16 protein-coding genes and 1 riboswitch are annotated in these 14,172 nt (G+C 71.0%); of the genes, 8 read left to right on the top strand and 8 right to left on the bottom strand.

Features of this window, described 5'->3' with window-relative positions:
* Positions 1–98 precede the first annotated feature (98 nt).
* Both ACNYS0_RS16750 and ACNYS0_RS16745 read right to left on the bottom strand, forming a co-directional pair.
* Positions 99–284 carry a DUF397 domain-containing protein gene (locus ACNYS0_RS16750; protein ID WP_422474532.1) on the bottom strand — a complete coding sequence of 62 codons (186 nt, stop codon included), beginning with the start codon at positions 282–284 and terminating at the stop codon, positions 99–101.
* The gene (locus ACNYS0_RS16745) at positions 281–1,093 is read right to left on the bottom strand and encodes a helix-turn-helix domain-containing protein (RefSeq protein WP_422474530.1); all 813 of its coding nucleotides are present in this window, start codon (positions 1,091–1,093) and stop codon (positions 281–283) included. The genes ACNYS0_RS16750 and ACNYS0_RS16745 overlap by 4 nt, the downstream gene beginning before the upstream one ends.
* Positions 1,094–1,192: 99 nt before the next feature.
* Here ACNYS0_RS16745 and ACNYS0_RS16740 point away from each other — a divergent pair, with 99 nt between their 5' ends.
* Both ACNYS0_RS16740 and ACNYS0_RS16735 read left to right on the top strand, forming a co-directional pair.
* Complete coding sequence (locus tag ACNYS0_RS16740; RefSeq protein WP_422474529.1) at positions 1,193–1,636, top strand: ATP-binding protein; 444 nt, start codon at positions 1,193–1,195, stop codon at positions 1,634–1,636.
* Between the two features lie 81 nt (positions 1,637–1,717).
* Complete coding sequence (locus ACNYS0_RS16735) at positions 1,718–2,884, top strand: DUF1266 domain-containing protein (protein ID WP_422474527.1); 1,167 nt, start codon at positions 1,718–1,720, stop codon at positions 2,882–2,884.
* A 119-nt stretch (positions 2,885–3,003) separates the two neighbouring features.
* On the opposite strand, the gene ACNYS0_RS16730 is transcribed toward ACNYS0_RS16735, so the two are convergent.
* The 3 genes from ACNYS0_RS16730 to ACNYS0_RS16720 are packed head-to-tail and all read right to left on the bottom strand — an operon-like array spanning position 3,004 to position 4,723.
* Complete coding sequence (locus tag ACNYS0_RS16730; RefSeq protein ID WP_422474525.1) at positions 3,004–3,747, bottom strand: isocitrate lyase/PEP mutase family protein; 744 nt, start codon at positions 3,745–3,747, stop codon at positions 3,004–3,006.
* Entirely contained in the window at positions 3,741–4,190 is a 450-nt protein-coding gene (locus ACNYS0_RS16725; RefSeq protein ID WP_422474523.1) for a carboxymuconolactone decarboxylase family protein, read from the bottom strand. The genes ACNYS0_RS16730 and ACNYS0_RS16725 overlap by 7 nt, the downstream gene beginning before the upstream one ends.
* The gene (locus ACNYS0_RS16720) at positions 4,187–4,723 is read right to left on the bottom strand and encodes a carboxymuconolactone decarboxylase family protein (RefSeq protein WP_422474521.1); all 537 of its coding nucleotides are present in this window, start codon (positions 4,721–4,723) and stop codon (positions 4,187–4,189) included. The genes ACNYS0_RS16725 and ACNYS0_RS16720 overlap by 4 nt, the downstream gene beginning before the upstream one ends.
* Before the next feature lie 46 nt (positions 4,724–4,769).
* On the opposite strand from ACNYS0_RS16720, the gene pdxR reads away from it, so the two are divergent.
* From pdxR to ACNYS0_RS16705, 3 genes are read left to right on the top strand one after another with little or no spacing between them, the layout of a single operon-like run.
* Positions 4,770–6,182 (top strand): MocR-like pyridoxine biosynthesis transcription factor PdxR, encoded by a 1,413-nt coding sequence (gene pdxR / locus ACNYS0_RS16715; RefSeq protein ID WP_422474519.1) that lies wholly within the window; start codon positions 4,770–4,772, stop codon positions 6,180–6,182.
* Between the two features lie 45 nt (positions 6,183–6,227).
* On the top strand, positions 6,228–6,572 hold the full coding sequence (locus tag ACNYS0_RS16710; protein WP_422474517.1) for a hypothetical protein: 345 nt from the start codon (positions 6,228–6,230) through the stop codon (positions 6,570–6,572).
* 17 nt (positions 6,573–6,589) lie between these two features.
* Entirely contained in the window at positions 6,590–7,786 is a 1,197-nt protein-coding gene (locus tag ACNYS0_RS16705; protein WP_422474515.1) for a glutathionylspermidine synthase family protein, read from the top strand.
* A 24-nt stretch (positions 7,787–7,810) separates the two neighbouring features.
* On the opposite strand, the gene rocD is transcribed toward ACNYS0_RS16705, so the two are convergent.
* Entirely contained in the window at positions 7,811–9,037 is a 1,227-nt protein-coding gene (gene rocD, locus ACNYS0_RS16700; RefSeq protein WP_422482677.1) for an ornithine--oxo-acid transaminase, read from the bottom strand.
* 140 nt (positions 9,038–9,177) lie between these two features.
* Positions 9,178–9,264, top strand: a riboswitch (ZMP/ZTP riboswitch).
* Positions 9,265–9,292: 28 nt separating this feature from the next.
* On the opposite strand from rocD, the gene ACNYS0_RS16695 reads away from it, so the two are divergent.
* Positions 9,293–10,741 (top strand): glycine hydroxymethyltransferase, encoded by a 1,449-nt coding sequence (locus ACNYS0_RS16695; protein WP_422474513.1) that lies wholly within the window; start codon positions 9,293–9,295, stop codon positions 10,739–10,741.
* 91 nt (positions 10,742–10,832) lie between these two features.
* Here ACNYS0_RS16695 and ACNYS0_RS16690 read toward each other — a convergent pair whose 3' ends face one another.
* Complete coding sequence (locus tag ACNYS0_RS16690; RefSeq protein ID WP_422474511.1) at positions 10,833–11,507, bottom strand: hypothetical protein; 675 nt, start codon at positions 11,505–11,507, stop codon at positions 10,833–10,835.
* A 147-nt stretch (positions 11,508–11,654) separates the two neighbouring features.
* Between ACNYS0_RS16690 and trpS the strand changes: the two genes are divergently transcribed.
* Together trpS and ACNYS0_RS16680 are read left to right on the top strand one after the other, a co-directional pair.
* Entirely contained in the window at positions 11,655–12,671 is a 1,017-nt protein-coding gene (gene trpS / locus ACNYS0_RS16685) for a tryptophan--tRNA ligase (protein WP_422474509.1), read from the top strand.
* A gap of 78 nt (positions 12,672–12,749) precedes the next feature.
* The gene (locus tag ACNYS0_RS16680; RefSeq protein WP_422474508.1) at positions 12,750–13,334 is read left to right on the top strand and encodes a 2'-5' RNA ligase family protein; all 585 of its coding nucleotides are present in this window, start codon (positions 12,750–12,752) and stop codon (positions 13,332–13,334) included.
* Positions 13,335–13,401: 67 nt separating this feature from the next.
* Here ACNYS0_RS16680 and ACNYS0_RS16675 read toward each other — a convergent pair whose 3' ends face one another.
* On the bottom strand, positions 13,402–14,157 hold the full coding sequence (locus tag ACNYS0_RS16675; protein WP_422409108.1) for a decaprenylphospho-beta-D-erythro-pentofuranosid-2-ulose 2-reductase: 756 nt from the start codon (positions 14,155–14,157) through the stop codon (positions 13,402–13,404).
* Positions 14,158–14,172 lie beyond the last annotated feature (15 nt).

Raw genomic sequence — 14,172 nt, 5'->3', positions numbered from 1 at the left:
GGCGGAAGTTGAGGACGGAAGGGCGGGAGGGTGGGCTGAGACCCAACCACCCATTCCCTTAAAGCAAAGCTCGGATCTCGACCGCCGGAGCTCGAAGCTCAGGTGCTCCGCACGCGATCCAGGAAGCGGTTCCAGGCGGCCGGTTCGGCACTGAAGCTCGGCCCTTGCGACCCGAGCTTCGAGTCGCGGACGTGGATACGGGTGGGGGTGCGGGCGGCTTCGAGGCATTCGCCGCCCTGGCTGTCGCTGTAGCTGGACTTGAACCACGTCAGGCGGGCGTTCACTGTGCCTCCGCCACCTTTCTGATGAACTCGGCCGAATCCTCGGGGCTCAGGGCGTGCATGCGGATCATGTCATGGGAACGTGTGAGCGCACTGACTTTGTCCGGGTCGGCGTACAGGGTGCTGGTCTCCGGCCCTTCCACGTACGCATAGTGCTCGTGGTCGGCCGTCTCCAGCAGCGCGATGGCCCCGTTGAGCGCGACACCGTAGGCCCGCCCGAACGGCAGCGCTTGAATCGACACGTTCCGCAACGCGCCTACGTTGAGAAGGTGTTGCAGCTGCCGTTGCATGACGGCGGCCCCGCCCACATCCGTGCGCAGTGCTGCTTCGAACATCACGAAGCTGAACATGACGCCCGGCCGGGCGGTCAGTGCCTCCTGCCGCTTGAGGCGCCCGGCGACACGTTCCTCGACCGTCTCGTCGTCGAGCGGTGGGGAACTGGCGCCGATGAGGGCTTTCGCGTAATCCGGAGCCTGCAACAGGCCGGGGATGAGGAGAGGTTGGTACACGCCGACGGCAATGGCGTCCTTCTCCAGCGCCATGTACTCCTGGGAACGCTGTGGATGTGGCTCCGGCTTCAGGTACTCCTGCGCGGCGAGGATCTTCCCACCCGCACCGCACAGTTGATCGGCGATCTGGAGCAGCCGCAGGGTCGGCTTACGACGCCCGTTCTCCATGGACTTCACGTACTCGCAGCCGTACCCGGCCTCCTTCGCCAGTATCTCGCGGTCGATCCCCGCTTCCGTGCGCCACATCTTGATCTGGCTGCCGCAGTACCGCCACGCGAGATTGGTCTCCGTCGACGTCGACATGCGCACGCACTCCTCAACCGGGGTCACGGGAGGTACAACTACCCGCTGTACCCGGGCCGTTACTCCCGAGGTTACGCGCGGGAGGCGAGCGTGGGGGCCATGCGAGCAACCCCCCGCCCCACGGCGGTCCCCCAGGACATCGAATGGCGCTTCCCGCGCCACGCGCGCAGCGTCGCGAGAGCCCGCCGCCTCTTCCGCGAACAGGCCACCTCCTGGGGCCTGCCGCCCGACACGACAGACACGGCGGAACTCCTCCTCAGCGAACTGATGACGAACGCGTACCGCCACGCGAAGGTCCCACCGGGCCGCGAGATCCGGGCCCGCGCGTTCCTCGACGGCGGCCTCCGCGTGGAGGTGACGGACGCGAGCCCGGCGCTCCCCGCCCTGCGCACGCCGTCCGTGGGGGGAGGAGTCGGGCCGAGGCCTGACGCTGGTGAGGCTGCTCGCGGACAGCTGGGGAACGCAGCCGCGCGAGGCCGGCGTGGGCAAGACGGTCTGGTTCGAACTGGGGTCCACGTCCTGAGGGCAGGCCGCACTGCATAAGCTCTGGCCATGACCTTCGGCCCGCCCCCGCCAGCTTTCGGTCCCGCGGCAGCGCAGCCGGAATGGTTCGCTCCGACGCCCGTGGAACAGCGCCTGTACGAGGCGAAGGCGCGGGGGCACTGGGCGGCGTACTACGAAGTACTGGCAGGCGCCGACCTGTTCTTCCGGGTGGTCCCGGACGAGAGGGGCGAGCTGGTGCCCGACCTCCGCGAGGACCCGCGGACGGGAGCGCCCGTGCTGTACCTGTACACGGACGGCATGCTCCCCGTGCCGTCGGCGGACCAGCTCTTCAAGATCGTGTGGCTGAAGATGTTCGCGGACTGGCGCGACATCCCGCTCACCCTCGTCGTGGACGCGGGCAGCCCCTGCGAGACGGTGCTGTACACGGCGCCCCCGCACAACGCGCCCTGGCTGACGATCGCCCGGCGGGCGAGCAACCCCGACTTCTCGGGCACGGTACGCGCACTGCGGGTCGGTGGCCCGCTGCACGGACCGGTCGCGCACGGCCTCGCGTGCGGGGCCCTCATGAGCGTGAAGAACGGCAACCTGTGGAACGCCCTGGGCTTCCACGGCAACGGCTACGAAACCGAGCGCGAGCAGCTCGAACGCTGGTGGGGAGTGACCTCGCGCGCGGAATGGCAGGACGCGCTGCGGCGACTGCTGGCCCGCGAAAACCTCAGCCCGGTCTGGGAGTTCGCACTCGACCTGCGCCACAGCATCGCCCGGGACTTCGGCGGCCACGTGGAGACGGAGTACTGGCGGGAGGCGGCGGCGAACGTCCTGCGCGCACGGTCCGAGGGCGCCACGCTCCTCACCCCGGACGGCGTCACCCGCACCGACCCCCGCCCCGAGTCCGAGGTCCGCGCGCAGATCGCGGGCGTCCAGCACCTCATCGGCCGGATCACCCGCTACGAGGCCCGGATGCGCGCCGACGGCATCCTCGCGGAGGGCCGGTACGTCCGCTCCGTGGACGCGTGGGACCTGGGGCGCGGCGCGAGCATGGCCTGCTGGGGCGTCGGCGCGCGCTACGGCACGGTCGAGGAGGCCGAACGCGCGGTGATCGAGGTGGGCGAACAGTCCGCGGTCACCTACAGCTCCTGGGAGGACTTCTCCAGCGGCTACATCCTGGGCCGCTGCCTCCACTTCGACGAGGAACGCTTCGGCAGCTGGTACAAGGAAATGCTCACAGCCCACCGGATCCTGACAACGGACCCGGCCAGCCCCTGGCTCAACATCCCATTCAATTAGGGAAGCCGGAGGAGCGACTGTGACGCCTGACGACGAACGGGTTGTTCTAGGCCGTCACAGTTCCCCTTCTTGAGGAAGCGATCCTCCGATGGCCACCCGGAGCCACGCCTCGAAGTCCGTCACCCGCCCGGTTCTCGGCGCACCCCCTCCGCGATCTCCCTCACCGCCCCCATCGCCCTCCGCTGCAACCCCGGCCCGAACGTGATGCGGGTCGCGCCCAGTTCGCCCCACTCGCGCGGCGACGGGCCGCCGGGAGGGGCGCCCACGTTGATCGGGCCCTCGATGGCGGCGCGCAGGGCCGGGACGGCGTCCGCTGGGGCGCCGATCGGGTAGACGCAGTCCGCGCCCGCGGCGACGTACAGACGGGCGCGTTCGATCGCCTCGGCGATCGGGTCCGACGCGCCGCGGATGAACGTGTCGATGCGGGCGTTCAGGACTATGGCGGTGCCGGACGCGGCGCGGACTTCCGACAGCCAAGATGCGTGCTGGTCCGGTGACTTGAGGGTGCCATCGGGTGCCGAGTCCTCCAGGTTGCAGCCCACCGCGCCCGTCTCCAGGAGGCGTTCCACCAGTTCCTTCGGCGGGAGGCCGTAGCCGCCCTCGATGTCCGCCGACACCGGCACCGACACCGCGCGCACGATCCGCCGGACCGCCGCGAACATCTCGTCCGCCGGGGTCCGCCCGTCCTCGTAGCCGAGTGAGGCCGCGACCCCGGCGGAGGGCGTCGCGAGGGCCGGGAAGCCGGTTTCCTCGAAGACGCGGGCGCTCGCCGCGTCCCACGGGCCGGGGAGGACCAGCGGGTCGCCGGGGGAGCGGCCGTGGTGCAGGGCGCGGAGCGTATCGGCTGCGCTCGGACTCACCATGCGGGGCCTCCCGGTTCGATGCGGCGGCTCACCATCAGCCGGTTCCAGGTGTTGATGACGGTGATCGTCGCGATGAGGTGGGCCAGTTCGGGGGCCGTGAAGTGCTTGGCCGCCGACTCGTACACCTCGTCCGGGACGCCGTCGTCCGACAGGAGCGTAATCGCCTCCGTCAGGGCGAGCGCAGACCTTTCCCGGTCGTTGAAGGCCGCCCCCGCCTCCCGCCACGCGCCCAGCATCGCGATGCGCTTCGGGCTCTCGCCGTACGTGTCGACCGCGATGTCCACGTGCATGTCCAGGCAGAACGCGCACTCGTTCAGCTGCGAGGCGCGGATCGACACCAGTTCCGCGAGCACCGGGTCGCCGAGGCCCTTCTTCGCCGCCGCGCTCAGCGACTGCACAGCCGTACGGACCCCGGCATCCAACTCCCGCGTACGAAACGTCACTTGAAGTCGCCCGGCGTGTAGTGGCCCGGCGACTGGCGGGTCGAGACGCCGAACCGGTTCCAGGCGTTGATGACCGTGATCGCGGCGATCAGCTGGGCCAGCTCCTTCTCGTCGAAGACCTTGGCCGCCTTCTCGTACACCTCGTCCGGCACGAAGCCGTCCGTGAGGACCGTGATCGCCTCGGTCAGTTCGAGGGCCGCGATCTCCTTCTCCGTGTAGAAGTGCTTCGACTCCTCCCACGCGCTGAGCTGGATGATCCGCTCGACGCTCTCGCCCGCCGCGAGGGCGTCCTTGGAGTGCATGTCGAGGCAGAGCGCGCAGCGGTTGAGCTGCGAGGCGCGGACCTTGATCAGCTCGGCGATCTTCGGGTCCACGCCCGCGCGGGCGGCCGCGTCCAGCTTGATCATCGCCTTGAAGACCTCGGGGGCCTGGCGGGACCAGTCGAGGCGGGGGGTGTGCTCGTGGGCGTATTCCGGGCTCGTGTTCGTGTTCGCGTGCGGGTCCGGGCTCGTGTTCGTGTTCGTGTTCGTCATGCTTCGAAGCTACGAGGGAAGCGGCCCAGGAGTATGGTCCATTTACGTGGAAGAATCTTGGGCCAATTCGGTCTCCGGGCGGGCGCTCGGCATCGATCTGCATCTCGACCCGGGCCCCTCCGGAGGGGTCCGTCGCGGGCTCACCGACGCGCTCCGCGAGGCCGTACGCGGCGGCCGGCTCGCCCCCGGCACCCGGCTGCCCGCCTCCCGCACCCTCGCCGTCGACCTCGGCCTCGCCCGCAACACGGTCGCCGACGCCTACGCCGACCTCGTCGCCGAGGGCTGGCTCACCGCCCGCCAGGGCTCCGGCACCCGGGTCGCCGAGCGGCCGGGACGGGCGCCGACCCCGGCCCGCCCCACGAACCGCGTGCCCTTCGCCGGGTACCGCCACGACCTCCAGCCCGGCCGCCCCGACCTCGCCTCGTTCCCGCGCGCCGAATGGCTCAAGGCCGCCCGCCGCGCCCTGACCGCCGCCCCGAACGACGCCCTCGGCTACGGAGACCCGCGCGGCCGCCCCGAACTGCGCGCCGCCCTCGCCGGCTACCTCGCCCGGGCCCGGGGCGTACAGGCCTCGCCGGAGCGGATCGTCGTCTGCGCCGGGTTCGTGCAGGGCATGATCCTGCTCGGCGAGGTGCTGCACCGGCGCGGCGTGCGCGACATCGCCGTCGAGTCGTACGGGCTCGATCTCCACTGGGAGTACCTGACCCGGCCGGGGCTGCGCACCCGGCCGCTCCCCTTCGATGAACAGGGCGCGGACGTAAGGGAGTTGAGCGACGAGGGGGCCTGCCTGCTGACCCCCGCCCATCAGTTCCCGCTCGGCGTCGCCCTGCACGCCCGCCGCCGCGCCGCCGCCGTCGACTGGGCGCGCCGCACCGGCGGGCTGATCCTGGAGGACGACTACGACGGCGAGTTCCGCTACGACCGCCAGCCCGTCGGTGCCCTCCAGGGCCTCGACCCGGACCGCGTCGTCCATCTCGGCACCACCAGCAAGTCCCTCGCCCCCGGACTGCGGCTCGGCTGGATGGTGCTGCCCGCGCCGCTCCTCGACGAGGTCGTCGCGGCCAAGGGATACACCGACTGGTCCTGCGGCGTCCTCGACCAGCTCACCCTCGCCGAGTTCCTGGAATCGGGCGCGTACGACCGGCATGTGCGCGCCGCGCGCCTGCGCTACCGGCGCCGCCGCGACCAGCTCGTCGCCGCCCTCGCCGAGCGCGCCCCGGACGTCCGCGTCAGCGGCATCGCCGCCGGACTGCACGCCGTACTGGAACTCCCGCCCGGCACCGAACGATCCGTGGTGCAGGCCGCCGCCTGGCAACGCCTCGGCGTCAACGGCCTGGCCGCCTTCCGCCACACGGACGCGACAGCGCAGGCGCCGGACGCCCTGGTCGTCGGCTACGGCACCCCGTCCGATCACGCGTGGCCGGGCGCGTTGGATACGCTGTGCCGCGTCCTGCCCTAGGGCGGGCCACGAACCACGTACACGCACGCACCGGGGGAGAACTTCATGACGGACAACACCACGCAACGACGGCTGCGCTCCGGCACCGTCGCGCTCGGCGGAGTCGGCCTGCTGGCCGCCGCGCTCACCGCCTGCTCGTCCGACGTCGACAAGCGCTGCATCGACCGCGGCAGCTACAACGCCTCCAAGGGCTACAAGGTCGTCTCCGACAAGTACTGCAAGTCCTCGTCCAGCACGACCGGCAAGTCCTCGGTCAACGGCAGCTGGTACTACGGCGGTTCGAAGAAGGGCAGCCGCGTCGGCGGCGGCTCCTTCACCAAGTCCTCGGGCGGCGGTGTCACCCGCGGCGGCTTCGGCAGCGGCGGCAAGGGTGGAAGCTCCGGCGGCTGAGCCGGCCGGAGACACCGATGAAGCGACACACCATCACCCCGCGCCCCGGCTGGCAGCAGACCGTCGAGGAACAGGGGCTCATCTACCCGCTCACCCGCTACCCCGACGACTCGCTGCGCCCCTACTGGGACGAGAGCGCCTACTACGAGTTCTCCCTCCCGGAGGTCGAGGCGCTCGAAGAGGTCGTCGAGGAACTGCACCGCATGTGCCTCGCCGCGGCCGAGCACATCGTCCGCCACGACCGCTTCGCCGACCTCGGCATCACCGACCCGCGCATCGCCGCCGCGGTCGCCGAGGCCTGGCAGCGACGGGCCGAACTCCCGTCCGTCTACGGCCGGTTCGACCTCCGCTACGACGGAACCGGTCCCGCGAAGCTGCTCGAATACAACGCCGACACGCCCACCTCCCTGGTGGAGGCCGCCAGTCCCCAGTGGTTCTGGATGGAGGAGCGGTTCCCCGGCGCCGACCAGTGGAACTCGCTCCACGAGCGGCTCGTCGACGCCTGGAAGAAGCAGGCCGCGCTGCTCCCGCCGGGCAGCCCGCTCTACTTCGCGCACTCCTCGGCCGACGAGCTCGGCGAGGACCTGATGACCGTCGGCTACCTCAAGGAGACCGCCGAACAGGCGGGCCTGGAAACCGACTGGATCTCCATGGAGGAGATCGGCTGGGACAGCATCTCCGAGCGGTTCGTCGACAACCAACTCCGGTACATCCGCAGCTGCTTCAAGCTGTATCCGTGGGAGTGGCTGACCACCGACGCGTTCGCCGAGCACGTCATCGGCGGCCTCGACAACGGCGGCGGCACGGGTACGACGATGTGGATCGAGCCCGCCTGGAAGATGCTGCTCAGCAACAAGGCGCTGCTCGCCGTGTTGTGGGAGCTGTACCCGGACCACCCGAACCTGCTGCCCGCCTACCTCGACGGGCCGCGCGAACTCGCCGCCGCCGACGGTCCCGGCTACGTGTCCAAGCCGCTGCTCGGCCGCGAGGGCGCGGGCGTCGTGATCCACGCGCCGGGGAGCACCCCGGGAACGGGAGCGCCCGAAGAGCCCTGCTGCTACCAGCAGTTGAGCGAACTGCCCGACTTCGACGGCAACCGCGTCGTCCTCGGCGCATGGGTCGTCGAGGACGAGGCGGCCGGCTTGGGCATCCGGGAGTCGGCGGGGCTCGTCACGGACGAGTACGCCCGCTTCCTGCCCCACGTCATCCTGTGAGCCGTTGAGTATGCGAAAAAGGGCTTACGCCCCGAGCACCGCCCGGAGCTGATCGAGGCCCCAGTCCAGATCGTCCTTGCTGATCACCAGCGGCGGGGCGATCCGGATGGTGGACCCGTGGGTGTCCTTCACCAGGACCCCGCGGTCCATCAGCTTCTCCGAGATCTCCCGGCCCGTCCCGAACGACGGGTCGATGTCGACGCCCGCCCACAGGCCGCGCCCGCGGACCTCGGTGACCTTCCCCGTCCCCGTGAGCAGGCCCAGCTCGGCGTGCAGATGTTCGCCCAGCTCCGCCGCCCGCTCCTGGAACTCCCCGGTGCGCAGCATCGCGATCACCTCAAGGGCGACCGCGCACGCGAGGGGGTTCCCGCCGAACGTCGACCCGTGCTCGCCCGGTCGGAACACCCCGAGCACGTCCTTGCCCGACACCACCGCCGACACCGGCACGACCCCGCCGCCGAGCGCCTTGCCCAGTACGTACATGTCCGGGACGACGCCCTCGTGCTCGCACGCGAAGGTGCGGCCCGTGCGGCCGAGGCCGGACTGGATCTCGTCGGCGATGAAGAGGACGTTCCTCTCGCGGGTCAACTCCCTTACGCCCGCCAGGTATCCGGGCGGCGGGACGAGCACGCCCGCCTCGCCCTGGATCGGCTCAAGGAGCACCGCCACCGTGTCGTCCGTGACCGCGGCCCGCAGCGCCGCCAGATCCCCGTACGGCACGATGTCGAAGCCCGGCGTGTACGGGCCGAAGTCGGCGCGCGCCTCCTCGTCGGTGGAGAAGCTGACGATGGTCGTCGTACGGCCGTGGAAGTTGTCGGAGGCCACCACGATGCGGGCCCGGCCGTCCGGCACACCCTTGACCCGGTAGCCCCACTTGCGGGCGGTCTTCACCGCCGTCTCGACGGCCTCCGCGCCGGTGTTCATCGGCAGCACCATCTCCATGCCGCACAGCTCGGCGAGCTGCGTGCAGAACGCGGCGAACCGGTCGTGGTGGAACGCCCGCGAGGTCAGCGTCACCCGCTCCAGCTGGGCCTTGGCGGCCTCGATCAGGCGGCGGTTGCCGTGCCCGAAGTTCAGCGCCGAGTAGCCGGCCAGCATGTCGAGATAGCGGCGCCCCTCGACGTCCGTCATCCACGCGCCCTCCGCGGTCGCGACGACGACGGGGAGCGGGTGGTAGTTGTGCGCGCCGTGCTCGTCGGAAGCGGTGATGAAGTCCTGTGTGGCGGGTCCTGCGGGGGTCGATGGAGTCACAGAAGTCACGGGATCTCCGTTCGTCGCGGCTCGTAGCAGTGCTCGTAGCGCTGTGGGTGAGGCGGGCTCGTGGCCCCTTCCTATCGTCGCTCGGGATGTGGACGCGGAAACCTCGCCGGACGACGCGCCCGGTACTGTGAGGGCAGGGCCGTGACTGGCGCGCTGGGATGGGATCGACCATCGGGGAGCGGCCCGTGCAGTGTGTGCCGTGCGCCTGGGCCGACCCGTGAACCGACCGTGTCCGGAGGCTGCCCCATGACCGAAACCCCGCTCACCCCCGAATCCACCGCGTATCGCGCCGCTCTCGACGTCGTGCGTGCCGTGGAGCCGCGCGTCGCCGACGCCATCGGGCAGGAGCTCACCGACCAGCGCGAGATGCTCAAGCTGATCGCCTCGGAGAACTACGCGTCCCCGGCGACGCTGCTGACCATGGGCAACTGGTTCAGCGACAAGTACGCCGAGGGCACCGTCGGCCGCCGCTTCTACGCCGGCTGCCGCAACGTCGACACCGTCGAGTCGCTCGCCGCCGAGCACGCCCGCGAGCTGTTCGGCGCGCGGCACGCGTACGTCCAGCCGCACTCCGGGATCGACGCGAATCTGGTCGCCTTCTGGGCCGTGCTCGCCGACCGCGTCGAGGCGCCGTTCCTCGCGAAGACCGGCGTCCGGCAGATCAACGACCTCACCGAGGCGGACTGGGCCGAGCTGCGGCGCGCCTTCGGCAACCAGCGGATGCTCGGGATGTCGCTGGACGCGGGCGGCCACCTCACGCACGGTTTCCGGCCCAACATCTCCGGAAAAATGTTCGACCAGCGCTCGTACGGGACCGACCCGGTGACGGGGCTCGTCGACTACGAGGCGCTGCGCGCGCAGGCCCGCGAGTTCAAGCCGATGATCATCGTCGCCGGATACTCCGCGTACCCGCGCCTGGTGAACTTCCGGATCATGCGGGAGATCGCCGACGAGGTGGGCGCCACGCTCATGGTCGACATGGCGCACTTCGCGGGCCTGGTGGCCGGAAAGGTGCTCACCGGCGACTTCGACCCGGTGCCGCACGCGCAGATCGTCACCACGACCACCCACAAGTCGCTGCGGGGCCCGCGCGGCGGCATGGTGCTGTGCGACGACTCGCTGAAGGACCAGGTCGACCGGGGCTGCCCCATGGTGCTCGGCGGCCCGCTGCCGCACGTCATGGCGGCGAAGGCGGTCGCCCTCGCGGAGGCGCGGCAGCCCGCGTTCCAGGACTACGCGCAGCGCATCGTCGACAACGCGCGGGCGCTGGCCGAGGGACTCATGCGGCGGGGCGCGACGCTGGTCACCGGCGGTACGGACAACCACCTCAACCTCATCGACGTGGCGTCCTCCTACGGCCTCACGGGGCGCCAGGCCGAGTCCGCGCTGCTCGACTCCGGCATCGTCACCAACCGCAACGCGATTCCGGCGGACCCGAACGGGGCCTGGTACACGTCCGGCATCCGGATCGGTACGCCGGCGCTGACCACGCGGGGGCTCGGTACCGGTGAGATGGACGAGATCGCGGGGCTCATGGACCGTGTGCTGACGGCCTCCGAGCCGGGGACCACGAAGTCCGGGGCGGTGTCGAAGGCGAGCCACGTGCTGGAGCCGAAGGTCGCGGACGAGGTGGCGGGGCGCGCAGCGGACCTTCTTTCCGGGTTCCCGTTGTACGGCCAGATCGACCTGGGCTGAGCCCCTCCGGGGCGTGGGGCAGGTGGTCGGCCTCACGCCACGGGGCTCCGCCCCGGACCCCGAGCCTCAATCGCCGGCGGGGCTTGATGGTCTACAGGTCGACCAGTTCGTGGCGTGGTTCCCGGGGGCCTCGGTCCCGCATGCGTATCCAACACGCCGCACCGGCCGCCGCGAGGCCCGTGGACAGGCCTGCCAGGCCCCACCACCACGGGTTCCGGGTGGGCCGCTCCTCGGGGGCCTCGGTGGTGGGGAACACGCCCGACCGGGTCAGCTGGTCGACCAGGGGGCGGGACGCCTGGTGCCAGCGGAGGTCGTCGTCGTTCACGTCGACCATCGGGTCCGTGCGGATCCACGGCGTGCCGTCCTCCGCGACGATCAGCTGGTCCTGGCGCTCGATGAGCGTGTCCGTACCGGGCGCCCGGTGGGTCTGGGGCCAGCCCGCCACGCCGGTCAGGCCCCACACGACCGTGGCCACCACGGGCGGGAAGCGCCCCTCCTGCCAGTCCTCCGGCACCCGCTCCGTCACCGTGTCGAACCCCGTCGTCAGGCGCTCAAGACGGGCGAAGTTCCGGTCCTCCTCGTCCAGGGAGACCGAGGGACCCGCCGCGGCCCCCGGCGCGATCACCACCGCCAGATCCGGCACGTCCATCCCGGAACGCGGATCGGTCGGCCGCGCCCACGCCCCCGGGGCCGCCGCGAGCAGCAGCGTCACCACCACGAGCAGCACCCGGACCCACCGGAGCCCACCCCCTCGTACGTACTGCATCGCCACCCCCGTCGACGCGCCCCCGCGTGACTCCCGCCACATCGTCAAGCTACCGGCGCCCACTGACAACGACCAGGCCGCGCGTCACCCGGCAGAGGACCTTTGGCCGCTGCGGAGCTGTGTGGCGCACCTGAGACAATGAGGCACATGGCCTCTGATGTTCGCCCTCGTGTGCTCTCCGGGATCCAGCCCACCGCCGGCTCGTTCCACCTCGGCAACTACCTCGGCGCGGTCCGCCAGTGGGTGGCGTTGCAGGAGTCCCACGACGCCTTCTACATGGTCGTGGACCTGCATGCGATCACCGTTCCGCAGGACCCGAAGGAGCTGCGGGCGAACACCCGGCTCGCCGCCGCGCAGCTGCTCGCCGCGGGGCTCGACCCGGAGCGCTGCACGCTGTTCGTGCAGAGCCACGTCCCGGAGCACGCCCAGCTGGCCTGGGTCATGAACTGCCTCACCGGTTTCGGCGAGGCGAGCCGCATGACGCAGTTCAAGGACAAGTCCGCGAAGCAGGGCGCCGACCGGGCGAGCGTGGGCCTGTTCACGTATCCCGTGCTCCAGGTCGCCGACATCCTGCTGTACCAGGCCGACCAGGTTCCGGTCGGTGAGGACCAGCGGCAGCACATCGAGCTGACCCGCGACCTCGCCACGCGCTTCAACGGCCGCTTCGGCGACACGTTCACGCTCCCGGCGCCGTACATCCTCAAGGAGACGGCGAAGATCTACGACCTCCAGGACCCGTCGATCAAGATGAGCAAGTCGGCGTCGACGCCGAAGGGCCTCATCAACCTGCTCGACGAGCCGAAGGCGACCGCCAAGAAGGTCAAGAGCGCCGTCACCGACACCGACACCGTGATCCGCTACGACGCGGAGAACAAGCCGGGCGTCAGCAACCTGCTCTCCATCTACTCCACCCTCACCGGTGCCGGTATCCCGGAACTGGAGGAGAAGTACGAGGGCAAGATGTACGGTGCGCTGAAGACGGACCTGGCCGAGGTCATGGTGGACTTCGTGACCCCGTTCCGGACCCGCACCCAGGAATATCTGGACGACCCGGAGACGCTTGACTCGATCCTGGCCAAGGGCGCGGAGAAGGCACGGTCCGTCGCCGCGGAGACCCTTGCCCAGGCCTACGACAAGGTCGGCTTCCTGCCCGCCAAGCACTGAGCCGAGCACGAAAGCGTTCCGTGGCGTTCCGTACGTACGCGACGCCGCCCGCCCGCCACACGACGACAGGAGTATGACGTGGGGACCGTAACGATCGGTGTCTCGATCGCGGTCCCGGAGCCTCACGGCAGCCTGCTCCAGGAGCGGCGCGCGGGCTTCGGCGACGCCGCGGCGCACGGCATTCCCACGCACATCACCCTGCTCCCGCCGACCGAGGTGGACGCCGGGGACCTCACGGCGATCGAGGCGCACCTGGAGGAGGTGGCCTCGGGCGGCCGTCCCTTCGCGATGCGGCTGTCGGGCACGGGCACGTTCCGCCCGCTGTCGCCCGTCGTGTTCGTGCAGGTCGTCGAGGGCGCCGAGGCCTGCACCTGGCTTCAGAAGCAGGTGCGGGACGCCTCGGGCCCGGTCTCCCGCGAGCTCCAGTTCCCGTACCACCCGCACGTGACGGTGGCGCACGGCATCGACGAGGACCTGATGGACCGCGCGTACGCGGAGCTCGCCGAGTACGAGGCGGCCTGGGCGTGCACCGGCTTCGCGCTCTACGAGCAGGGCGCCGACGGGGTGTGGCGCAGGCTGCGGGACTTCGCCTTCGGTACGTCGTCGCTGCCCGCGCAGACCTCGGGCCGCACGACGCGCGGCCCCCGGCTTCCCGCCCGGTAAGGACTGTCGGGTCGCGGTAAAGACTGTCGGGCCCCTGTAAGGACTGCCGGATCGCCTGTAGGGCCTGTCAGACCGGCAGTCGCCGGAACACCGGCCGTGGCACATGCCGCAGCGCCGACATCACCACGCGCAGCGTGCCCGGCACCCACACCGTCTCCGACCTGCGCCGCAGCCCCGTCTCGATGGCCACCGCCACCGCCTCCGGCGTCGTGGCCAGGGGCCCCTCCACCAGCCCGGCCGTCATCTTCGACCGTACGAAGCCGGGGCGGACGATCATGACGTGCACGCCCGTCCCGTGCAGCGCGTCCCCGAGCCCCTGCGTGAACGCGTCGAGGCCCGCCTTGCTCGAGCCGTAGATGAAGTCGGCGCGGCGGGCCCGCTCGCCCGCCGCCGACGACAGGACGACGAGCGAGCCGTGGCCCTGGGACTGAAGGGCCCGCGCGCAGACGAGGCTGGCGGAGACGGCGCCCGTGTAGTTCGTCTGGGCGACGCGGACCGCCGACATCGGGTCGTCCTCGTCGTGGGCCTGGTCGCCGAGGATGCCGAAGGCGAGCAGCACCATGTCGATGTCGCCCTCGGCGAACAGCTTGCCGAGCGTCTCCTCGTGCGCGGCGGGGTCCAGCGCGTCGAAGGGGACCGTACGGGTGTCCGCGCCCAGGTCGCGCAGCCCGGCGGCGGCCTCGTCGAGCGCGGCGGACGGGCGGCCCGCAAGCCACACGGTGCGGGTGCGCCGGGCGACGAGACGGCGGGCGGTGGCCAGCGCGATCTCGGAGGTGCCACCGAGGACGAGCAGGGACTGGGGTGTGCCGAAGGCGTCTTTCAACGGGGGCTCCAGGGA

Source organism: Streptomyces anthophorae, from assembly GCF_049310305.1.
GTDB lineage: Bacteria > Actinomycetota > Actinomycetes > Streptomycetales > Streptomycetaceae > Streptomyces.
This window is presented reverse-complemented; position numbering and strand designations above follow the sequence as displayed.

What these genes read in the sequence shown, in the direction of transcription:
- ACNYS0_RS16745 (WP_422474530.1), bottom strand. Translation starts at nt 1,093, where the DNA reads ATGTCGACGTCGACGGAGACCAATCTCGCGTGGCGGTACTGCGGCAGC.
- ACNYS0_RS16740 (WP_422474529.1), top strand. Translation starts at nt 1,193, where the DNA reads ATGCGAGCAACCCCCCGCCCCACGGCGGTCCCCCAGGACATCGAATGG.
- ACNYS0_RS16730 (WP_422474525.1), bottom strand. Translation starts at nt 3,747, where the DNA reads ATGGTGAGTCCGAGCGCAGCCGATACGCTCCGCGCCCTGCACCACGGC.
- ACNYS0_RS16720 (WP_422474521.1), bottom strand. Translation starts at nt 4,723, where the DNA reads ATGACGAACACGAACACGAACACGAGCCCGGACCCGCACGCGAACACG.
- ACNYS0_RS16710 (WP_422474517.1), top strand. Translation starts at nt 6,228, where the DNA reads ATGACGGACAACACCACGCAACGACGGCTGCGCTCCGGCACCGTCGCG.
- ACNYS0_RS16705 (WP_422474515.1), top strand. Translation starts at nt 6,590, where the DNA reads ATGAAGCGACACACCATCACCCCGCGCCCCGGCTGGCAGCAGACCGTC.
- ACNYS0_RS16695 (WP_422474513.1), top strand. Translation starts at nt 9,293, where the DNA reads ATGACCGAAACCCCGCTCACCCCCGAATCCACCGCGTATCGCGCCGCT.
- ACNYS0_RS16690 (WP_422474511.1), bottom strand. Translation starts at nt 11,507, where the DNA reads ATGCAGTACGTACGAGGGGGTGGGCTCCGGTGGGTCCGGGTGCTGCTC.
- trpS (WP_422474509.1), top strand. Translation starts at nt 11,655, where the DNA reads ATGGCCTCTGATGTTCGCCCTCGTGTGCTCTCCGGGATCCAGCCCACC.